The sequence below is a fragment of the Extensimonas perlucida genome (genome assembly GCF_007655255.1).
Taxonomy (GTDB): domain Bacteria; phylum Pseudomonadota; class Gammaproteobacteria; order Burkholderiales; family Burkholderiaceae_C; genus Extensimonas; species Extensimonas perlucida.
Genome location: NZ_VMYE01000005.1, coordinates 1 through 21,866 on the forward strand (window position 1 = coordinate 1; position 21,866 = coordinate 21,866).

12 protein-coding genes and 1 pseudogene are annotated in these 21,866 nt (G+C 60.6%); 11 read left to right on the forward strand and 2 right to left on the reverse strand.

Annotated features, from left to right (window positions below; all coding sequences use genetic code 11):
* Positions 1-200 (forward strand): annotated as a pseudogene (locus FK527_RS06125) (IS481 family transposase); the annotation flags it as partial.
* A 323-nt stretch (positions 201-523) separates the two neighbouring features.
* Positions 524-1,096: a hypothetical protein gene (locus FK527_RS06130; RefSeq protein ID WP_144731130.1), complete on the forward strand. Its 573-nt coding sequence runs from the start codon at positions 524-526 to the stop codon at positions 1,094-1,096.
* 138 nt (positions 1,097-1,234) lie between these two features.
* Here FK527_RS06130 and FK527_RS06135 read toward each other — a convergent pair whose 3' ends face one another.
* Together FK527_RS06135 and FK527_RS06140 are read right to left on the reverse strand one after the other, a co-directional pair.
* Positions 1,235-1,945, reverse strand: coding sequence for a relaxase/mobilization nuclease domain-containing protein (locus tag FK527_RS06135; RefSeq protein WP_144731133.1), 711 nt, complete (start codon positions 1,943-1,945; stop codon positions 1,235-1,237).
* Positions 1,939-2,400: a hypothetical protein gene (locus FK527_RS06140; RefSeq protein ID WP_144731136.1), complete on the reverse strand. Its 462-nt coding sequence runs from the start codon at positions 2,398-2,400 to the stop codon at positions 1,939-1,941. Before FK527_RS06140 ends, FK527_RS06135 begins: the two co-directional genes overlap by 7 nt.
* Positions 2,401-2,696: 296 nt before the next feature.
* Between FK527_RS06140 and FK527_RS06145 the strand changes: the two genes are divergently transcribed.
* From FK527_RS06145 to FK527_RS06185, 9 genes are all read left to right on the forward strand, one after another.
* On the forward strand, positions 2,697-2,954 hold the full coding sequence (locus FK527_RS06145; RefSeq protein ID WP_246072690.1) for a helix-turn-helix domain-containing protein: 258 nt from the start codon (positions 2,697-2,699) through the stop codon (positions 2,952-2,954).
* On the forward strand, positions 2,951-7,228 hold the full coding sequence (gene pglW / locus FK527_RS06150) for a BREX system serine/threonine kinase PglW (protein WP_144731138.1): 4,278 nt from the start codon (positions 2,951-2,953) through the stop codon (positions 7,226-7,228). Before FK527_RS06145 ends, pglW begins: the two co-directional genes overlap by 4 nt.
* An 11-nt stretch (positions 7,229-7,239) precedes the next feature.
* The gene (gene pglX, locus FK527_RS06155; RefSeq protein WP_144731142.1) at positions 7,240-10,845 is read left to right on the forward strand and encodes a BREX-2 system adenine-specific DNA-methyltransferase PglX; all 3,606 of its coding nucleotides are present in this window, start codon (positions 7,240-7,242) and stop codon (positions 10,843-10,845) included.
* Between the two features lie 116 nt (positions 10,846-10,961).
* Complete coding sequence (locus tag FK527_RS06160; protein ID WP_144731145.1) at positions 10,962-14,657, forward strand: BREX-2 system ATPase PglY family protein; 3,696 nt, start codon at positions 10,962-10,964, stop codon at positions 14,655-14,657.
* Positions 14,654-17,353 (forward strand): BREX-2 system phosphatase PglZ, encoded by a 2,700-nt coding sequence (pglZ, locus tag FK527_RS06165; RefSeq protein ID WP_144731148.1) that lies wholly within the window; start codon positions 14,654-14,656, stop codon positions 17,351-17,353. Before FK527_RS06160 ends, pglZ begins: the two co-directional genes overlap by 4 nt.
* Positions 17,350-18,660 (forward strand): BREX system ATP-binding protein BrxD, encoded by a 1,311-nt coding sequence (gene brxD, locus FK527_RS06170; RefSeq protein WP_047351122.1) that lies wholly within the window; start codon positions 17,350-17,352, stop codon positions 18,658-18,660. The genes pglZ and brxD overlap by 4 nt, the downstream gene beginning before the upstream one ends.
* Positions 18,657-20,708 carry a DEAD/DEAH box helicase gene (locus FK527_RS06175; RefSeq protein WP_047351123.1) on the forward strand — a complete coding sequence of 684 codons (2,052 nt, stop codon included), beginning with the start codon at positions 18,657-18,659 and terminating at the stop codon, positions 20,706-20,708. The genes brxD and FK527_RS06175 overlap by 4 nt, the downstream gene beginning before the upstream one ends.
* Positions 20,705-21,205 (forward strand): hypothetical protein, encoded by a 501-nt coding sequence (locus FK527_RS06180; protein ID WP_144731151.1) that lies wholly within the window; start codon positions 20,705-20,707, stop codon positions 21,203-21,205. Before FK527_RS06175 ends, FK527_RS06180 begins: the two co-directional genes overlap by 4 nt.
* Entirely contained in the window at positions 21,202-21,849 is a 648-nt protein-coding gene (locus FK527_RS06185) for a hypothetical protein (RefSeq protein ID WP_052952281.1), read from the forward strand. Before FK527_RS06180 ends, FK527_RS06185 begins: the two co-directional genes overlap by 4 nt.
* The last annotated feature ends 17 nt before the right edge of the window (positions 21,850-21,866 follow it).

The following is a 21,866-nucleotide window of genomic DNA, read 5'->3' on the forward strand; positions in this document are numbered from 1 at the left end:
ATGTGCTCAAGACGCACCACTTTCATAGCGGGGAGGACTTGGAGCAGACTTTGTTGCGGTATGTGCAGCTCTACAACCACCACTTGCCCCAATCAGCCCTGCAGAGCAAGACGCCTATGCAGGCTATACGTGGGTGGTACGATTCACACCCTCATTTGTTCCATCGGCGGCCTTATGATCGTCCGGGACTCGACACCTAGGTCCTGGAAATCCTCGAACCCATGGCGCTGAGCCAGTTGATCGATATCTGCTTGTGTGATCCGTTTCATGAAACGCTCCCAAGAATCGCTGTGATCCGTCGTTGGGCGGACCAGGTCAGCTGTAACTATTCTTGATCGACAAAGCAGTGGCCTCCTGCACAAGTTTCAGTTAAGGACGTTTTTCTTCAGGTGCCAGTTGTCGACAAAAAGTCCTTAGATGCACACGTTGCTCAAAAAATGAAAAATCGGTTGGTAACATTTCTGCGTGGTTCGATAAGAAGTCGAATCAACCGTCGGTTTCATAGGTCAAGGAGCATCAAGCCATGCAAGAAGTGAAAGTTGAGGTCCATCGTTTTATTGCCAATGACGACTACGCTGCCAAAGTTGCCTTTGGGGGTGATGGTGGTGAATGTCTGATTTCTCCTGCTTGGCTGCGCGATCAATACCCTAGTTTCGATCAGCTGAAGGCGGACGGGGAAGTGAATGCCGACGGATCGGTGACCATCGGGTACACGGTTGAGGTTGACGATGAAATCCGTCGACTCGTGTACAAAAATGGTATGGAAAATTTGGATATCGACTCCGAAGTCGAGCGCGCAGGGATGTCGGGGTTTGAAGAGGTGGATGTGTACGAAATCCGCGTCACTGAAGAGATGCACGAGAAAGCCAAAAAAGCGGTTTTGAATGCGCTTCAAGGCTCAGCCGCTGTCCGTAATCGAGAAGACGCCGATGTCCTTGAGGAAGCCATCCTCGCTTGGTATTGGGACCCCGATCGTGAAGAATGCGCCCGAATGCTCGATGCGATTGAATACACTGTCGCTAACGACCGCGGAGCGATCGGTGAAGCAGATGTGTCTGCGTGGGAAGAGGCCACGGGCTATAGCGGCGCTGACTGACGAAGCAGAAAGAGATGACCGGTGCGACGTCAATACCACCGGAATTAACTTCGGTGGCGAACCTCGCCTTGCTCAAAATAGTGGGCCTTGAAAAGGCGGCGTACTGATGTTCTGATACGCCGCCCTTGGTCTGAGGAGTCACTCATAACTCTCGAGTTTGTCCGCGCGGCGACGCCATTGGTCGTAATACTTCTCGAGCATTGGTGTCCCAGTGGATAGATTGAAGGCACTCGTACAAGCTGCTGCCACGTCAAAAAGCTGCCTGCTTGAAAACCTGAAGACATCCCAGACATCGCCACCAAATACCGGTGTCGCAATCACTGCGTGCACATGGATGTGCACTGTATCGCCGTGCACGACAAAAACAGCCGGCTGAGTCCCGCCCCACCCCAGAAAATCCAAGGCATCACGCGCAATGCGGATCGCGTTGGCTGCTGAAGATGCGTTTCGTCGCGGAGACTGGTGGTAATCCGCCGGGTTTCGAATCTCCGGTGATGCGATCGGCGCAAAGGCGAAGACGACATGCGCATACCAGTCGCGCGGCCGAGGCCGTCCCACACATGCTTTAAGGCCTCTACACCCCTCAATGCCCGCACACCTTTTTTGGCACACGCCTGCTTCGCGGATATAGAAATCGAATTGGTTGGCCAGGTCATCGGCGGCGGCTTCAACATCATTGCCCCAGGGCATCTGATTGAGGACAAGGTTATCGAGCTGCGGGGGGCCGAGCAGTCGATTCGATGCCGCATCTGCATCCGCTTTGGGCGTAAACAGATACTTGAACAGCCGACGCAAATCAGCCGGCCGTCTGGGCGACTTTCGCTTGAACCTGATGATCTTGATCAGCACCCGTGGTCCTCGCGCAATTTGGCCAAGTGCAATCGAGCATCCAGATGAATTCGTGCCGTCTCTTCGATCAGTTTGGGGTCTGTCGGTGCCATGATCAACTGCTCAAGAAGAAAACCCAGCGCCAACAGCTGATTGGAGATATCCACAAGCTCTGCGGGTGGAACGATGGTTCTGTTTCGTGAAACCGCATTCCGGGCCCTGGGGTCCCAGACGTCGTCTTTGAGGCACCTCTGAACCGCTCCTGTCAGGAGATCGGAAAGGCTCGAATCGTGGCGCTGTGCTGCCATTTCGAGCTTTTTGCGCATCTGCTCTGGAACGTTGAAGTTCAGTTTGACCTTTCGCACCCCCCTTTGACGGGGTTGGCTGACCCTTCTTTTTCTGGGTGATGCAGGTCCCTGCGGGCTGCCAGGTAACTCCTTTGCCGTTCTTTTTGGGGGTGTCTTGGGTTCAGTCATGGCGCTTTTTGGATCGACTCTTGTCGTTCATTCTTGATCCTATATATCTTGCCATGCATCGACTCAGCGGCCCCATTGCGGTGGAGCCGATGACATGGTTCAGATCGGATCTGTGGCACGCATGTCGATGAGCGCTGAGCGGGGTGGTCCGACTCGATGCTCAGCTTCGCCGGGAGGCGGGTATGCGTTGAAGACTTCGTGGGCCGCCCGCAGCGTTGAATTTCGATCATGAATTGGGTCGACCGACTTGCCCCCCTCATGCGGGCATGGGGTTGTGCGTAAATCAGCGTTTTGTTATGCTGCGCAACACCCCGCCATTTTTGGGATATGCCATGGTCCGCTGTCACCTGTCGACCCTTATGGGGCGCGACAAGCTTCGAATCTCTGACGTTTCGCGCCTGACCGGCCTGAACCGCAGCACGGTCACGTCCCTTTACAAGGAGACAGTGACACGTATCGATGTCGCGGCCATCGATGCTCTGTGCAGCCTGTTTCGTTGCTCCGTAGGCGAACTCTTCGAGCACGTGCCCGACCCTGACGGGAGTGCACCATGACTCTCAGCGCATCCCGCTGGCATGTGATCGCGGAATCCAGCTTTGCCTGGGAGCGTGAGGCGCTTGAGTGGCTGCGGGCCAATCTGCCCGACCGAGATTCCTGGCATGTCTGGACCAACTTTGAGTTCATCGACGACGAAGGCAAAGTCAACGAAGTCGATGCACTGGTGCTTTCGCCGGCTGGCCTTTTCCTGGTCGAGATCAAGAGCCGCCCGGGGGTGCTGCGTGGTGATGCCCACAGTTGGACGTGGACCACGGACGGCCGCAGCTTTACCTACGACAACCCCCTGATCCTGGCTAACCGCAAGGCCAAACGTTTGGCCAGTTTGCTGCGCCGTCAACCGGCCATCGTGAAGGCCAAGGTCAGGTTACCGTTTGTCGAGCCTGCTATCTTCTTGTCCTCGTCCAGCCTGGCCTGCCAGTTGGAGGGCCTTGCCAAGACGGCGGCATACCAGAGGGGGCGGCCAGGGGCGCTGGACGACCCAGGCATCGTCGGGGCCCTCAGCAATGGCATCACCTCGCGTGCCACAACCCCTGTTGACTCCACCCAGGCTCGCGCCATCGGCCGAGCGGTGATTGAGGCCGGCATTCGCCCCTCCAACAAGCATCGCCAGGTCGGTGATTACAAGCTCACCAAGCTCATGGCCGAGGGCGATGGCTTTCAAGATTGGGAAGCCAGTCACGTCAGCGTAGACACGATACAGCGTCGTGTGCGCATCTACACCGTCGCATCTGCGTCGTCGCCGGAGGCTCGGGCTGCCCGGCTTCGCCAGGCGCGTCGCGAATTCGAGGTGCTCGAGGGCATAGACCACCCCGGCATCCTGCGCGTCAACGACCTGAAGGAAACCGAGCTCGGCCCGGCGCTGATCTTTGATCACGATCCCAAGGCCGTTCGGCTGGACCACCTGCTGCGGGAGAGAGGTAAGACCCTCACGATCACGCAGCGCCTGCAGATGGTCCGCGATATCGCAGAGACCCTGAAGTACGCCCACTCCAAGCGCCTGTACCACCGTGCCCTCGGGCCGCAAAGCATCACGGTCCATGGCTTGGACAGCGGCGCCATGCAGCTGCGGCTCATGAACTGGCAAACCGCCTCACGCAACGTTGGCGGCTCCAGCTCTCCCAACACCGTCCACCGCACGACCGGGACCCAACACGTTGAGGACTACGTCGAGGATCTGGGCTTGCTGTATCTGGCTCCCGAAACCACACGGGCCGACCCCGCGCAGGGTGCCAGCCTGGACGTCTTTTCCCTGGGCTGCATCGCTTTCTACATCTTCAGCGGCCAACCACCGGCCGAGTCCACTTTGGAGTTGTCAGAAAAGCTGCGAGTGGGCCAGGGCCTGCGCTTGTCCGACACCATGGACGGCTGCGGCGCCAAGCAGCAGGACCTGATCCAGTTCGCCACTGCACCGGACCTGCTGGCTCGGTACGACACGATTCAAGGCTTTTTGGACGATCTGGATGCGGTCGAAGATGAGCTGACCGCGCCTGATCCTGAGACAACGAAGGATCCGAGCATCGCCAGTACCAATGACCGGCTGGAAGGCGGGTTCACGGTCATCAAACGCATGGGGCGGGGCTCATCCAGCGACGTCTTGCTGGTCCGCCGTGACGACAGCGACGACGAATCCATCCTCAAGGTCGCGTGCGACATCGCTCACAACGACCGTCTGGTTGCTGAGGGCGAAGTCCTTGCCCGCCTGCACCACCAGAATATCGTGGCCCACCGAGAGACCCTCACCGTCTCTGGGCGTACTGCCCTGCTGCTAAAGAGCGCAGGTGCCAAGACGTTGGCCGAAAAGCTCAAAGAAGAAGGGCGCCTGTCGCTGGACATGCTGCAGCGGTTTGGTGAGGAGCTGATCGAAGCGGTGAACTACCTCGAGTCCGAAGGGGTGGCGCACCGGGACATCAAGCCCGAAAACATCGGCATCGCTGAGAGTCGCACGCGAAAACTGCAGCTCGTCCTGTTCGACTTCTCCCTGTGTCGCACGCCGGCGGAAAACATCACTGCCGGCACCCACCCATATCTGGATCCCTTCCTGTCTCTCCGCCGGCCGCCGCGCTGGGACCTCTACGCCGAGCGTTTCGCGCTGGCTGTCACGCTGTACGAAATGGCCGTGGGCCAGCCGCCTGTGTGGGGTGACGGACAAACGTCTCCGGCCATGCTCGACGTCGAAGCCACCATCGAGCGCGATGTCTTCGATCCCGTAACGCGTGAAGGCTTTGCGAAGTTCTTCGAAAAGGCGCTGCGGCGCGATTTCCGCGAGCGTTTCGACAACGCTGAGGAGATGCTCCGCGCTTGGCGGGACATCTTCGCCGCGCGAAGCACCGTTCACCCGAGTGATTCGCCATCGGAAACTGGCCTGGCCGCCATCGCCCCTACGGCGACGCCTCAGACCACGATGGCCGAACTGGGCTACAGCCTCGAAGCTCAGGATGTCCTGGAGCGCATGGGCGTTCACAACGCGCGCGAGTTACTCGCTGTCGATCGTGTTCGATTTCGATACCTCAAGGGCGTCGGCGACAAGATTCGCAAAGAGATTCGGCTCACGGCGAAGGAGCTTGCCCGCCTGCGGCCCGACCTGACCCAGGGCCGCAGCGTTGCGCACGACGCCGACGAAGAAGTCGAAGGCGCAGTCAGCGTCAACGAATTGGCCGCCCAACTGTTGCCGCGCCGCCCGGCGGGTGATGACCGGCCCGAAGAGGCTGCCCTCGCGCACTACCTTGGGCTGGACGACACCGTGAAGGCTGGCACCTGGCCCAGCTTGGGTGATTCTGCTCAGGCCGGCGAAGTCGATCGGGCTACGTTGACCGCCACCCTGATCAAGGCGCGAGAGCGATGGCTCAAGACCCCGGCTTTCACCGAGCTGCGGCAACAGATGGACTCTCTGGTGCGCAGCCAGGGCCATGTGATGAGCGCGCAGGAAGCCGCTTTGGCCCTGCTGGCCTTGCGAGGCTGTGCCTCGCAAGACGACACCGAGCGGATGCGCCAGGCCACGGCTGTGCTGCGGGCAGCCATCGAGGCGGAGGCGCATCTCGATCAGCCCCGTTTCGAAGCCTTCGACCACCAGCCCTATTTGCTGATCGCCAGCGCCGCCCCCTGGGCCGAGTACGCGCGCCAACTGGGTACCGCGGCCGATGCATGTGCGCTGGCAGACCCCTTGCTGCCGCCAGCCCGGGTGTTGGAGATGCTGGAAGGCGTAGCCATGCCGTCCCCGGACCAGTTGGGTGGCGTCACCCCCATGCCACTCACGCCAACGCGCCTGCTGCGTCTGGCAGCGTCCGCATCCCGCAAGGCGGCCGTCTCCAGCCGGCAGGAAATGTATGCCCGCGGCATGGCGCCCATCCAAGCGCTGCGACAGTCCTTAGGTGCCTTGGTGGGAGCTCCAGAGCTCAAAGTCAAGGACATTCAGGATCGTGTGCGTGGCCGCTACCCAGAGGCCTCCCCACTGCCTGATCGGCCTGCGCTGGATCGACTGCTGGAAGAGGCCGGCGCACCGTTGACCTGGGACATCACCGCAGCGGGCGGCCGGGGTGCTTACCGATTGGCCACCCTGGGCAGTGCCCAGACCGCCGGTACTACCACCCAATTCTCCAGGCACGCCACGCTTCAAACCCTTCATGTGATGGGCGATGGCGACGCCACCGAGGCCGCAGCAGTCGAAGAACGCTTGATTCGGTCGCTGGATCAGGGCGGGCTTTTGGTCTTGACGGTCCACCCGCGGATCGCGCGGCATGCCGAGGCTGAATTGCTCCGCCGCTTCGGTGAATCCGAAACGCCATCGACCAACCCCATTAAGCGGATCAACTTCGATGCCCTGCTGCTGTCGGCACTGCGCGAACAGGCCCAAGCCCTGAAGGTGGACTGGAACGTCGTACTCCAGGCGGACGCCGCCGACCGAGGCAGCCGCCATTGGACGAACCTGCAGCGCCTGGTGCAGCGCACTTTGCCCACCTTGCGCGCAGCCCTACTCAACAGCCCGTCACCCGTTCTGCTGGTCTGCGCAGGGCTGCTTGCGCGGTACGACCTGATGTCGCTGGTCACTGAGCTGGAGTCAAACGCAGGCCGGCCGGGTCACACGCCCACTGTGTGGCTGCTGCTGCCCACCAGCCACCAGGGGCTGCCCGTGATCGACGGTGTGGCCGTGCCACTGGTCAACAACATCAACAACACCCGCACTCTGGCTTTGCCGCAGGCGTGGGTGGAAAACAAACACAGAGCGAAAAACGGGCTGCTTGCCAGCAGCCTTGTTCGTTCGTCCGACTCCTGAAAGACCCTGACGTGATCAACGCCACCCCACTGCTTTCAGACCTGACCAAGCTGCTCAAGCGCCTGGAAGGCGATTTGCTGGAACGGATCGAGCAGACACCGCCGCTGAAAGCCAGCCTGCAGACCGAATGGCAAGCCGCGCGCGATGCGGACCGTTGCAACGAACCCTTCGAAACCTGGGCTGACCAGGTCATCACCCAGGCCGGCGTGCACTGGCTGCTGAGCTGTGTGTTCCTGCGTTTCATCGAAGACAACCAGCTGGTCGACCGGCCTTGGCTGGGGGGGACACCCGAGTCTGGGCGACTGGAGCTGGCGCGAGACCGGCACCACGCTTACTTTCAGGCCTACCCGCAGGAAAGCGACCGCGAGTACCTGCTGGCCGCCTTCCGTGAGGCTGGGGCGCTTCCCGGCCTGCACACCTTCTTTGACGAGGCCCACAACCCGGTCTTCCGCTTGGGCATCAGCGGTGACGCCGCCATGGCTCTGCGCCAGTTCTGGCAGCAGGTGGATCCCAGTACGGGCCTACTGGTGCACGACTTCACCGATCCGTCTTGGAACACCCGTTTCTTGGGTGACCTTTACCAGGATCTGTCGGAAGCTACGCGCAAGCGCTACGCCCTGCTGCAGACGCCTGAGTTTGTGGAGGAGTTCATCCTTGACCGGACGCTCACGCCCGCCATACGGGAGTTCGGCTACCGCGAGGTGCGGATGATCGACCCCACCTGCGGCTCTGGCCACTTCTTGCTGGGTGGCTTTCACCGCATGTTGGCCGAATGGCAACGCAATGAGCCGAGCCGTAACTTAGTGGACGTGGCGCAAAAGGCACTGGACGCAGTCGCAGGGGTGGATCTCAACCCCTTTGCTGTGGCGATTTCCCGTTTCCGGCTGTTCGTGGCAGCCTTGCAGGCGTCTGGTGTTCATCGTCTGGTCAACGCGCACGACTTCAAGGTACACGTGGCTATCGGCGACAGCCTGCTTCACGGCACCCGTTTTGGCTTGACGCAGAGCCAGGAGTTGTTTGATGAGGCCGAGAGTCATGCCGATACGGGTCTAGCGCACGCGTACGCCAGCGAAGACTTGGCCGAGGTGCAGCGCATCCTGGGCCGCCAGTACCACGCGGTGGTGGGTAACCCGCCGTACATCGTGGTCAAGGACGCGGCGCTCAATGCGGCTTACCGCCGAAAGTACGTCAGCTGCCATCGTCAATATTCGCTGGGTGCCCCATTTACGGAGCGGTTCTTTGAGTTGGCCGTGACTGGGGTAAATGGCCGCAGCGCTGGCTTCGTTGGCCTGATAACAGCTAACAGCTTCATGACGCGTGAATTCGGTAGCAAGCTGATCGAGCAGGTACTTCCTCGACTGGACCTGACCCATGTTGTCGACACCTCTGGAGCCTATATTCCCGGCCACGGTACGCCAACCGTGATTTTGTTCGGACGTCACCGCACACCCATTGATGAGGTTGTACGGACTGTCATGGGGATCAAGGGTGAGCCGAGCACTCCAGACCAACCAGCCAGGGGTCAAGTTTGGACGTCTATCGTCAGTCAAATTGATCGAGTCAATAGCGAGAGCGCCTTTGTCAGCGTGGTTGATACGTCTCGGTCGACTTTTTCTAAACATCCGTGGAGTCTTGGTGGCGGAGGCATTGCAGAAGTAACGCGCGCAATAGAAGAGTATTCCAGTCGGCGACTTGCGGAAGTTTCCGATGTGTTTAGCGGAACTGGTCGTACGAGCGCTGACGATGTTTTGACGGCGCCTGCTGAAGCGTTTTTCCGAACTGGTCTTACTAACGATATCAATCCGTTGGTCGAGGGTGATCAGATTCGAGATTGGAGTATCGCTGAGCGAGATGCGATTCTGACCCCTTATTCAGAAAGCGGTCTAAAGACTCTTGATGAGATTCCCTCGGCTTTGCGATGGATGTGGCCTGCGCGCACTGTAATGGCCAATCGAATGGCTTTTGGAAACAAGACCTATCTCGAGGAGGGGCGGCCCTGGTGGGCCTGGCATCAAATAAGTCTTGGTCGGCTCAATTACCCTTACGCGATAGCCTTTGCATTCGTGGCCACCCACAACCATTTTGTTCTTGATCGAGGTGGAAAGGTATTTAAGCAGTCAGCTCCAGTCATCAGATTGCCGAAAGTTGCCACTGAGATTGATTACCTGGGTCTACTGGGTCTACTGAATTCTTCGGTGGCATGTTTTTGGCTGAAGCAGGTTTCATTCAATAAAGGAGACTCTACTGACTCGAAAGGGGCAAGAACAACGGGTGATTCCGCTTTTGATACCTACGAATTTGCTTCAACAAAGGTTGCTGAATTTCCACTGTGCGATGGGCGGCCACTCAAAGCTTCAAGAGCTCTTGATAATCAAGCGATAAAAATCGCTGAACTGCAACCCGCTGCGCTGCTCCGCAACGGGGTGTTGCCAACGCGCTTTAGCTTGGATGAGGCTTGTCGCCAAGCCGCTCTGGAGCGCCGTCAAATGGTTGCAGCCCAAGAGGACTTGGACTGGTGTTGTTATCGGTTGTATGGCCTCTTGCCAGAAGAAGTTAGAGATGACGAGGTTGAATTTGGAGACCCCGTGGAAGTGGCGCCTGGTGAGCGTGCCTTTGAAATTGTGCTCGCTCGTAAACTGGCAAATGGAGAAGAGCAATCTACTTGGTTTGAACGCCACGACATTAAGCCTGTTACCGAATTGCCCGGGCATTGGTCTGAAAGCTACCGTCGCGTGGTTTCGCGTCGAATCGAGCTGATTGAAAACAATCAGATCATTGGTTTGATTGAGCGCCCCGAGTACAAGCGTCGATGGAACACACCCGCCTGGGAAGACCTTGAACAGACTGCGCTGCGCAGCTGGCTGCTGGACCGACTGGAGGCACCTGCTCTTTGGCCAGCTGGCGCAGAGCAGCCGGCGCAGCTCACCAGTACAAGCAGGCTGGCCGAGGCCGTGGTGCGTGATGCCGATTTCATGCAGATCGCTGCTTTGTATGCCGGTCATGCTGACTTCGATGTGTCGCAATTGGTGGCTGAGTTGGTCAGCAGCGAGGCTGTGCCTGCCTTGCCCGTGCAGCGGTACACCGACACCGGCCTGCGCAAGCGTGCGCAGTGGGAGGACACCTGGGCATTGCAGCGCCGCGAAGACGCGGGTGAAGACGTCGGCAAGATTCCCGTGCCTCCCAAGTACCAGAGCAAGGACTTCCTGAAGGCAGACTTCTGGCGCCTGCGGGGCGGTCTGGACGTACCCAAAGAGCGTTGGGTGAGCTACCCCGGCTGCGAACGCGGGTCAGACGGCAGCTTGGTCATCGCCTGGGCTGGCTGGAACCACCTGCAACAAGCCACCGCTGTGGCCGGGTACTACATGGACATGAAGGACAGCGAAGGCTGGGAGCCCGCGCGCCTGCAACCCCTGCTGGCCAGCTTGTTGGAACTCGTGCCGTGGCTGGAGCAGTGGCACAACGAGCTGGACCCGGTGTTCGGTGAGCGCATGGGCGACTACTACCGCGGCTTCGTGACCGAGGAGGCGCGTGGCTTGGGGTTCACGTTGGACGACCTGCGGGCCTGGAAGCCTGCAGTGACTGCGGCCAAGCGCGGCCGCAAAAAGGCTGCCGCATGAGAGTTACAACGATTCATCAACGCTGCACACCGATGACGGGACCGACTGACCTGCAAAAGCAAGGCGTCAAGACCAAGAGAAGCAGGCCGCTGAAAAAACAATGGAGGAGCTGAAGAATGCCGCTGATTAAAGATCTCATCTCGATCCCGGAGCGGGTGCACCAGGGTGACTTCGTTCTCCAGCTTTCCAAAGGTGTCACCGAGCCAGAGCAGACCCTGCGGGACTATGTTGTCACACCGCAGTTGGTGGACGCGTTCGCCAACGCCCTGGGCTTCATCCAGCAGGCGGTGCAGACCGGGGGCAGCAAGGCCGCCTATCTGCATGGCAGTTTCGGCTCGGGTAAGAGCCACTTCATGGCGGTGCTGAACCTGCTTCTGGCTGGCAATGCGCAGGCCCGGGCGACGCCTGAGCTGGCTGATGTGGTGGCACGCCACGGATGGACCGAAGGACGCAAGTTCCTGCTGGTGCCGTATCACATGATCGGCGCGCGCGACATGGAGTCCGCCATCCTGGGGCAGTACGCCGAGTTCGTCCGCAAGAAGCACCCGGACGCCCCAGTGCCGGGCTTTTATTTGGCCGAGGGCATGTTCAAGGACGCCCGTGACCTGCGCGAGCGCATGGGCGACGACGCCTTTTTCGCCAAGCTGAACGAAGGCGCCAGTGGCGGTGGGGATGGTGGATGGGGTGCCTTCGAGAGCGGCTGGGATGCCGTCTCCTTTGAGGCGGCCATGCTGGAGCCGCCCAACGGTGAGGAGCGCGCACGCCTGGTGGGGGACTTGATCACGCAGTTCTTCTCGGCCTATCGCACACTGGCGGGCAGTGGTGAATCGTACGTTTCGCTGGACGACGGCTTGAGCATCATGAGCCGGCATGCCAAGGCGCTGGGCTATGACGCAGTCATTCTGTTCCTGGACGAGCTGGTCTTGTGGCTGGCCAGCCATGCGGCAGACGTCAACTTCGTCAGCCGCGAAGGCACCAAGCTGGTCAAGTTGGTGGAGGCCACCAACGCTGACAGGCCCATTCCGCTGATCAGCTTTGTGGCTCGGCAGCGTGACTTGCGTGACTTGGTGGGTGAGAACTTGGCCGGTTCGGTGCAGGTGCAGTTCAGTGACGTGCTGAAACACTGGGAGGCGCGCTTCCATCGCATCACCTTGGAGGACCGTAACCTCCCCGCCATTGCTGAGAAGCGTGTGCTGCGGCCGGTGGACGAGGCCGCACGGCAGACCTTGCAGGGCACCTTCGACGACCTGTTGAAGTTGCGCAAGGACGTGCTCGACACCCTGTTGACCACCACGGCAGACCGGGACATGTTCCGCAAGGTCTACCCGTTCTCTCCGGCACTGGTGCAGACCTTGATTGCTGTGTCGGCGGCTTTGCAGCGCGAGCGCACGGCGCTGAAGCTGATGCTGCAGTTGCTGGTGGATCGTCGCGACGATCTGGAATTGGGGCAGCTGATCCCCGTGGGCGACCTGTACGACGCGATTGCCGAAGGCGACGAGCCGTTCAGCGAAGGCATGCGTCTGCACTTTGAAAACGCCAAGCGCCTTTACAACCAGCGCCTGCTGCCCATGCTGGAACGACAGCACAGCGTGACCTGGGAAGCTATCAAGTTGGGGCAGGCGGACCCGGCGGCGGCCAAGAACCTGCGCAATGATGCGCGGTTGCTGAAAACGTTGTTGCTGGGTGCGCTGGTGCCCGAGGTGGAATCGCTCAAGGCGCTGACCGCCCAACGTTTGGCGGCCCTCAACCACGGCACTTTCCGATCCCCCATTCCGGGGCGGGAAGCGCAGGACGTACTGCGCAAGTGCAGGGATTGGGCGAGCGAAATCGGCGAAATCAAGATCACCGAAGACCAGAACCCGATCATTTCCATCCAGGTGACGGGCGTTGACATCGAGCCCATCCTGCGTGCGGCTGAAGCCAACGACAACCCCGGCAACCGACGAAAGCGCATCCGCGAGGCCTTGTTCAAGGAGCTCGGGATTGAGGACACGGGCGACCTGTTCAGCACCTACGAGTTCAACTGGCGCGGCACGCGGCGAGAAGTCGAATTGCTGTACGAGAACGTGCGTGAGATGACGGACGACCGTCTGCGCGGGCGCGCAGGCATCTGGACCGTGGTGCTGGACTTCCCATTCGATGAGGCCAACTTTGGCCCTGCCGATGACCTGGCCCGCCTTGCAGCGTATCGCGGCGGTGACACCAAGACACTGGTGTGGATCCCCTCGTTCCTGAGCAACAAGGCGATGGCGGATTTGGGGCGCCTGGTGGTGCTGGATTACATCCTTCAGGGCGAGCGCTTTGAGACCTACGCCGGTCATCTGTCGTACGTGGACCGTGTGCAGGCGAAGGCGCTGGCCCGCAACCAGCTGGATCAGTTGCGCATCAAATTGCGTTCCCAATTGGAAGTGGCCTACGGCATCAGTACCGAGCCCCGCGATGCCATCAGCAACCCGCTGACGGCTGACCAGCAGTTCCGTTCGCTTGACCCCACCTTGTCACCGCGCCCGCCGGTCGGTGCTGACTTCAAGTCGGCCTTCGAGAGTCTGTTGGGCCAATTGTTCGCTCATCAGTATCCGGCTCACCCTGAATTCGATACCGAAATCAAGCCGGTGGTGATCCGCAAGATCTGGCCGGAGGTGCAAAAGGCCATCGAATCGCCTGGCCAGCGCGGACTGGTCCAGGACGCCGGCTTGCGCAAACTGGTTCGCTCCGTCGTCAACCCATGCCAGCTGGGGCAGATGGCGGAGACGCACCTGTTGATTGAGCCGCACTGGCAGTCGCGTTTTTCGCAGGCCCACGCGCGAGACGGCGGAGGCCCGATCACGGTGGCCAAGTTGCGCCAATGGATCGACACACCCGCACCGATGGGTCTGCCGCTGGAATTGCAGAACCTCATCATCCTGGCCTTCGCGGCATCCACCAGCCGGCGTTTCACCATGCGTGGTGGGCCTTACGAGCCGTCAGTGGACAGCATGCCGGATGAGCTGGAGTTGCGTGAGCAGTCCTTGCCCGCTGCCGGCGACTGGCAGCTTGCGCTGCAGCGCGCATCGAGCCTGTTTGGCTTGACGCTCGGTCAGACGCTCAACGCAGCCAATGTGGGCAAGCTGGTCGACGAAATCAAGCTGAAAGTTGGAGAAAAGCGAGATGCGGTGACGCGCCTGGTGGTGCAGGTGCGGGACCGTACCGGCCGATACGCGGGTGGCGCCGCTGGCGCACGCCAACAAACGGCGGAGTCTGCCCAGTCGCTTCTGGCCGCTTTGGCATCGGCGGCCGATTCGGAGTTTGTTGCTGTGCTGGCGGGGGCCGATTTGCAGACTTCCGAGGCTGCCGTCGGCCGCGCTTTGGGGCAGGCGAAGGCTTGTGCTGATGCGCTTGAGCTGGGGAGCTACTGGCAGTTGTTTGATGTGGTTCTGAAGCTCAGTGATAACCGGGCGGAGGCGGCCCAGGTGATCGGGCGGCGGCTGGCCGAAGTCCTCACCAGCGATGAGCACGTGCTCGCGCTCAAGGGTCGGCTGGAGGAATTGCACCGCGATGCCATGGCTTTGCTGGCCGCTGCTGCGCCTGCGCCAGCTCCGGCTGCGGTGCCTGCTCCGGTGCCTGGTATGACCGTACCGGCTCCGGCGCCGGTAACGATCCCACCCGTGCCTGCCAATCTGGCGCCCGAGGTGGTGGCCGAAAAGCAGCAGCTGAATCTGACCGCAGCTGAAGCCGTGGCTGCCCTGGAGGAACTGAAGGCCCGCGTGACCAGTGAGCGAGATCTGGAGCTCACGCTGAGCTGGCGCCTGCAGCGTAAGGGCACTCAGCTATGAGTTTGTCCACGCCTCAGATCAAAGCGCAGCTGGAGCGCGTGCTGGACAGCGATCCGGCAGCGCAGGCGGTTGCGATCCGAGCGACGGCAAAACAGGCCTGGCCGGAATCGATCAGTCCGCAGGGAAGGCCGTTTTCGATTCGGTGGTGCGAGTCGTCTCTGGCGATTCGCGAGGCGCTGTGCGAACTGGAGCAGCATGAGCATCCGACCTCCGGCATGGTGGTGATCACACCGCTGTCTACACATGAAGTCGCCGAGGATATTGCAGCCCGTCTGGCCCGCGCCCGGGTGTTTCAGCCGGAAGGATGGGACATCGTCCGCGTGATGTTGCAGGCCAAAGAGACGGACGCGCGTTTGGGCCGGTTTGCCTGGATGCCTCAAGCCCTGATCGACGGCGCAGCTCAGGGTGATTACCAGCCAGTGGCCAACGGCTTTTTGGACTTGGAGACGGCCTGGCGTGAGGTTTTGGCCCGATTCTTGGGAATCGAGGTGGCTCGACCAGATGCAGTGAGTTTGCTTACCTGGTCATTGAGGCCCGAGGCCGAGGCCAGACTGGGGCCTTTGCCGGCTGCGATGCGGGCATCCATCTTGAGCTGGCTTGCGGAGACATCCGGCGCTGCTGGCGCCATGGTGTTGGGGTGTATCCAGGCTGGACGTACAGGGGATGCATTGTCTTTGGGACTGGTCAGTGGTGTCATCTTCGCCCCCGACGGTGAAGGGCAAACGGCTTTGGGTCAGGCGGCCATTCGACTGGAGCGGTTCGTCAACGATCAGCACGTGGGCGTCAAGGAAGGCCGTGAGTGGGCGGAGGCTGCAGAGCGAGTCGTGCGCAGTCTCGGTGTGGAGGGCTGTCGTGCGGCACTGGATCGCGCTGATGCCTTGCTCCAGGATCTTCGGATCTCCGAGTTTGCGCATTTGAGCGATGTCCTGCCGTTGGCGTTGGATCAACGCCTGACGGACTTTGCGGTGGCGCTGAGTACCCATGCAGCGGAGCCCACCGAAGCGAACCTGCAGCAGGTGGAGTTGCATGCTGACCGTGCCTTGAGGCACATGCTGATGAACAGCCAGCTGCCCCGCAAGGAGCGCGTCGAAATGGCGCGCCGCCTGGCTCGCTGGCTCATGAGCCCGATACCTTCCGGGGCGGCGTTGCCGGATGCCGTGGAGTGGCAAGCCGACGAGGGGGCTTATGTCGATTGGGCCCGGTTCAGGTTGTTGGGTGGGGATGAACTCAGCGAATTGTCCGAGGCCTATGCCGCCTGTCGCCGTTCAGCGATTGCGCGGCGGGATGGATTCGCCAAGTCCTTTGCCCATGCGCTTGTGCAGTGGAACGCTCAGCCTCCTGCTAACAACGGTCGAGTTGTCCTGCTCGAGCAGGTTTTGGAGCGTGTGGTCGCCCCGATTGCGGCAGTTCAGCCCACGTTGCTGCTGGTGATGGATGGTTTGAGCAACAGCATCTTCCGCGAACTGTTTGCACGGGCATCCACTCACGGCTGGACTGAATTGGTGCCGACCGCGCGGGGCATGCCGTTCGTTGGAATGGCGGCTATCCCGACGATCACCGAGGTCAGTCGAACCAGCTTGCTGTGTGGGCGGCTGACCACTGGTAACCAGGCGCAGGAGAAACCTGGCTTCGCATCGCATCCAGCCCTAATAGCTGCCAGCCGAGCGGAATATGCCCCCAAGCTCTTTCACAAGGGGGACTTGGCCGATGGCGGGAATCTTGCGTCAGAGGTTCGTGCTGCCATCGCCAACCCCAAACAGCAGGTTGTGGGAGTGGTCTACAACGCGGTGGATGACCACCTCAGCGGGCCAGATCAACTGAACCAGCGATGGGCTCTTGAGGATCTGCGCCTGTTGTTACCCTTGTTGCGCGAGGCGCGTGAAGCCCGTCGCGTGGTGATCATCACCGCGGATCATGGGCACCTTTTGGAAGACGGCACGACCCAGATCCCGGGTGGGGAGAGTGATCGCTGGCGCTTGGGTCGCACCGCAGCGTCGCCTCAGGAATTGGCCATCAGCGGTGGGCGAGTCGTTACCAGCGATGGTTCGAATGCCGCGGTGTGCCTCTGGGGGGAAAGCAGCCGGTATGCGGGCCGCAAGAATGGCTACCACGGCGGCTTGTCGCCCCAGGAGTTGACCGTCCCCCTCAGCCTGTTTGCTCCCTTGGGCTCGAATCTGCCAGGCTGGAGGCCAGCTCCACCCACTCAGCCGGATTGGTGGGAGCTACCGCCATTTCTGCAGCCCAAAAGCGCTGTTGCCGCGCCTGCTCCGCAAGCGAAGCCCACACGCAAAAAGACGGTGTCGGCGGAGGCGCAGCCGGGCCTGTTTGCCCCTGTCGATCTGCCTCCGTCAGCAGCTGATAGCGCCCCTCCGGACTGGATTGGGTTGCTGCTGGCCAGTCCGATCTACGCCTCGCAGCGGCAACTTGCGGCACGTGTCGCGTTGCCCGACGACAAGATGAGGCTGTTACTCGAGGCCGTGTCGGAACGCGGCGGAAAACTGTCTCGGGCGGCCTTGGCAAATCGGCTGTCGCTGGCAGAGGTTCGCATGGGCGGGCTTCTGAGTGCCGTGCGACGGATGCTGAACGTGGACCAGGCACCGGTGCTCACCGTTGATGAGGCCGCGGGATCAGTTGAGCTCAACATGACCTTGCTGCGGCAGCAGTTCCGGTTACCTACCCAGGGGGGATTGTCATGATCAGCGCGGCTCGACGTGAAGACATCGTCAGCGCGCTGCGTCGTGGCACCGTGCCCAACAGTGGCTTGGACGCTCTTGCGGTTGGGATTGAGACTTTTGCGTCTACCCTCAATGAAGAGTTGGATGTCGTCGCGACAGGCAGAGGCGGCTTCAAGGCAGTCCGGGGTGAGTACGGCACGGGCAAGACCTTTTTTGGACGCTGGCTGCAGGAGCGGGCTCGCTCAAAGGGGTTCGCTGCGACAGAAGTACAGATCAACGAAACCGAGACACCTCTGCATCGGCTGGAAACGGTCTATCGGCGACTGGTTGAGCACCTCGGGACGGCCGACATGGCCAGCGGTGCTTTCAGAAGCGTCATTGACGGCTGGTTTTACGCCCTGGAGCAGGATGTCCTGGCAGACCCTTCGGTAGACCCGGACGATGCGCAAGACCTTCTGAAGCGGACAGATGCGCTCATGGAGGCGCGCCTGAGCACCATCAGCAAGACGGCACCGGCGTTTTCCGCTGTGCTTCGAACCTATCGGCAGGCCCTGGCGAGCAACGACGGCATGCTGGCTGAGGGGTTGATCAGCTGGCTGGCTGGCCAGCCCAATGTCGCGGCCAGCGTCAAGCGTGCCGCGGGTATCAAGGGCGATTTGGACCACTTTGGGGCCAGCAACTTCTTGGTCGGTCTGCTCACGATCCTTCGTGACAGCGGCTTCTCTGGGTTGGTACTGGTCCTCGATGAGGTGGAGACCTTGCAGCGTATGCGTACCGACACCCGCGAAAAGGGGCTCAATGCTCTGCGGCAATGGATCGATGAGATTGATGCCGGTCGCTATCCCGGGCTCTACCTGGTCATCACAGGCACCCCAGCCTTCTATGACGGTCCGCAGGGCGTACAGAGGTTGGCACCTCTCGCGCAGAGGTTACATGTCGACTTTGGCACCGACCGACGATTCGACAATCCCCGTGCGGTGCAGATCCGACTGTCGCCGTTTGACCATTCAGCCCTGCTCTCCGTTGGTCGCCGGGTGCGTGACATTTACGCGGAGGGGGTGGCAAACGAGCACCGCTTACGGTCGGTGGTCGATGACGCTTACCTGGAAACCTTGGCCCGCGCGGTGGCAGGTGGTCTTGGCGGTAAGGTCGGTGTGGCGCCGCGGCTGTTCTTGAAGAAGCTGGTGGCAGACGTTCTGGATCGAGTGGATTTGCATCCCGACTTTGATCCCCGCAAGCACTATTCACTCACGCTTTCCGAGAGCGAAATGTCTGCGTCCGAGCGTGCAGCGGCCAGCGCAAATTCCGTGGATGACATCGAGCTGTGAGCGAATTCGAGCAGCTGCACCCATCCCTTCAGTACCACGTCGTCAACACGCTGGGCTGGAGTACCCTGCGCCCCACCCAGCTGGCGGCCATTGCGCCGATTCATGCCGGAGCACACTGCCTGTTGCTGGCACCTACGGCGGGCGGAAAGACGGAGGCGGCAGCCATCCCGATCCTTTCCAAAATGTTGAGAGAGTCCTGGTCGGGCACCAGTGTCTTGTACATCTGCCCTATCAAGGCGCTGCTCAACAACCTTGAGCAGAGGTTGACCCATTACGCCGGACTGGTCGGTCGAACCGTCACCGTTTGGCACGGCGACGTCTCCCAGTCGCGGAAGCTGAAGGCGATGAAGGAGGCACCCGACATCCTTCTGACGACGCCGGAGTCCATTGAGGCGATGCTGATTTCCGTGCGCGTGGATCGTCCAACATGGTTTGGGAATCTGCGGGCCGTGGTGGTCGATGAGCTGCACGCCTTCGCTGCTGATGATCGCGGATGGCACATGCGTTCGGTACTGCAGCGGCTCGAGCACTACCTGCCGCAACCGCTGCAACGAATCGGTCTTTCTGCAACGGTCAGCAACCCGCAAGAGCTCTTGCAGTGGTTCGCTCCGTCGGGAGAACGGCAGGTGGTTGGAAGCGCCACCGTTAGCACCGATGCCGATGTCACCATCGATCACGTTGGCAGCCTCGAAAACGCAGCAACGGTCATCTCGCGCCTCCACCGAGGTGAAAAGAGGCTGGTGTTTTGCGACTCTCGCAGCAGCGCTGAGCAGCTCAGCAGCATGTTGCGCACCAAGGATGTCCGGACCTTCGTGAGCCATGCGTCGCTGAGCGCAGCGGAGCGTAAGCAGGCCGAAGCGGCATTTGCTGAAGAAAAAGACTGCGTGATCGTGGCGACATCGACCCTGGAGTTGGGCATCGATGTAGGAGATCTGGATCGTGTGATTCAGATCGATTCGCCGTCCACGGTGTCGTCCTTCCTTCAGCGCATGGGGCGAACCGGGCGGAGGACTGGCGGTGTGAGGAACTGTTTGTTCCTTACGACGAGTGAAGATGCTTTCATGTTGGCTTTGGGAGTCACCCAGCTGTGGTCTCAGGCCTGGGTTGAAGCCGCGCGGCCTCCGGAGGAGCCTTGGCCCATAGTTGGGCAGCAAATCCTTGTGTCCACACTGGAGCGCGGCGAATGGCCAGCCAGCGAAGTCATCGCGCTTTTGTCGCGCTGCTTCCCCGAGTTGCCTGAAGACGGCTTTCAGTCGATGTTGACTCACATGGTTCAGAAGGGGTACCTGGATGCCAGCGAGGGGTTGTTGCGTATCGGTCCCCAGGCTGAGCGCGACTTCGGCCGTGGGCATTACCGAGACCTGTTGGCGTCATTCAGTGGGGCGCAACTCCTGACTGGCCGGCATGGCAGTGCGGAGGTGGGCTACATCGACCCCACGGTACTCTCCGGTGATGAGCCTCAGCGGCTCTTGCTCTTGGCAGGTCGCAGCTGGATGGTCAAGGAGATTGAGTGGTCGAAAAAGATTGTCTGGCTGGAGCCGGCGAAAGAGGGCGGCAAAGCTCGATGGATGGGCGGCGCACGCAGCCTGAGCCGTGAGGTCTGCCAAGGCATCCGTGCTGCCCTCATCAGTGGAACGCCACCAGGCGTGCATCTGTCGCTGCGCGGCAAGTCTGAGCTTTCAGCGTTACAGGAGGAGCTCGCGCTCTCTCCAGGCGGGGACTTCGTGTCTAGGGCCGAAGGCCATCAGGCTCGCACCTGGACTTTTGCGGGCACCAAGCAGAACCGGACCTATGCCCGTACCGCTTCATCTGCCGGGAAGCGAGTCAAGTTTGATGCGCTCAGCGTTCAAGCTCCTGCGGCATCGCTGGTGTCCAAAAACGGCGGCGAAGCTGATGTGCAGTTGACCGTAGACGAGGTCTCACAGTTGGCCGAGGGGATCAAATTCGCGGATTGCGTGCCCGCAGATTTGCTTCTTCAGATAGTTGTTGCGCGGTTATTTGTGACCGAGTCGACGTTGGCCAATCAATCGAAGGGAGGAATGGCATGACAGCGCAGATTGCAGAGCGACTGAAATTCAAGGGTGAGGAGGTTGCCATGTGCACGAACCCCCTCAGCGATTATTTCGCCATGGGCGGATTCAACCCACGATTCGAGTCCAACTGCACTGCCTTGTGGCGTGGTTACGTTGGCAACTGGGAAATCGTGAACGACCGCCTGTACCTGATCGGACTGAACGGAACCCTGGAAGACGGTACCGAAGCGTCATTGGCGACCATCTTCCCTGACTTTCCAGAGCGGGTTTTTGCCCACTGGTACTCCGGCACGATCCGTATCCCCCAAGGCAAGCAGCTTGAATATGTCCACATGGGCTACGGCAGCACCTTCGAGCGGGACTTGTTCTTGGATGTCGAGCGAGGGGTGGTTGTGGCGACCCGAGAACGTCACAACGGGACGGCCGAGTCTGAGAACGCTCCTGAAGGTTACGAAATCGGCGCCATGACGGTATTCCCTCGGACCGGCAAGGATGGGGGGGAATCGGTGTGATCTATCTCTACTGGTACCTCGGTATCGGGGTGGTGGTCCTTGCGGTCGTCTACGGCGCTCATCACATGACGAAGGGGAAGGAGTCTGAATCTCTTCGTGATCTGCTCGAAGCCATAAATCCGGATCGCAAGAAGCTTTCATACCGTATCCTCAACAACTTTGTCGCGCCCCTTCTCGCGGCCATCGCAGTGGTCGCCGTCTGGCCCGTGGCCGTTTTCATGAAAGCCAAGGAGCTGTTTCAAAAGAAGGAAAGCTACGTGTCCCCGGAGGAACGCGAATTCGTCGTTGAGCGCGACCACTTGCTGGAGCGACTGACTGTGCAGGAGATCGAAAGACGCGAGGTTGTCGTAGACCCGCTCAAGGCTGCACCTGAATTGCCATTTGGCCACCTCAACGCAGCGTGGCAGGACTTCCTCAAGGGTCACGCCGATGGAGTTGAACTGTGGTCGTTCTCGGCACAGTGGCAGACGACCTGGGGGCGCAAAGAGCTGCGTTGTGGATACGTTGCCGTCGAAGACGGAGTGCCGGGTGCCCATTTCTTGACAGTGTGGAAGGAACTCCCAGAGGTGCCGGAAGCCGATGGCAAAGCAAAACAGGTGCGCGTTGATGACATTCCAGGCTGGCTCAAGAAGCATGCTGACTGAGTGTCAGGCGCGATACC

What these genes read in the sequence shown, in the direction of transcription:
- FK527_RS06130 (WP_144731130.1), top strand. Translation starts at nt 524, where the DNA reads ATGCAAGAAGTGAAAGTTGAGGTCCATCGTTTTATTGCCAATGACGAC.
- FK527_RS06140 (WP_144731136.1), bottom strand. Translation starts at nt 2,400, where the DNA reads ATGACTGAACCCAAGACACCCCCAAAAAGAACGGCAAAGGAGTTACCT.
- FK527_RS06145 (WP_246072690.1), top strand. Translation starts at nt 2,697, where the DNA reads ATGCTGCGCAACACCCCGCCATTTTTGGGATATGCCATGGTCCGCTGT.
- pglW (WP_144731138.1), top strand. Translation starts at nt 2,951, where the DNA reads ATGACTCTCAGCGCATCCCGCTGGCATGTGATCGCGGAATCCAGCTTT.
- FK527_RS06160 (WP_144731145.1), top strand. Translation starts at nt 10,962, where the DNA reads ATGCCGCTGATTAAAGATCTCATCTCGATCCCGGAGCGGGTGCACCAG.
- pglZ (WP_144731148.1), top strand. Translation starts at nt 14,654, where the DNA reads ATGAGTTTGTCCACGCCTCAGATCAAAGCGCAGCTGGAGCGCGTGCTG.
- brxD (WP_047351122.1), top strand. Translation starts at nt 17,350, where the DNA reads ATGATCAGCGCGGCTCGACGTGAAGACATCGTCAGCGCGCTGCGTCGT.
- FK527_RS06180 (WP_144731151.1), top strand. Translation starts at nt 20,705, where the DNA reads ATGACAGCGCAGATTGCAGAGCGACTGAAATTCAAGGGTGAGGAGGTT.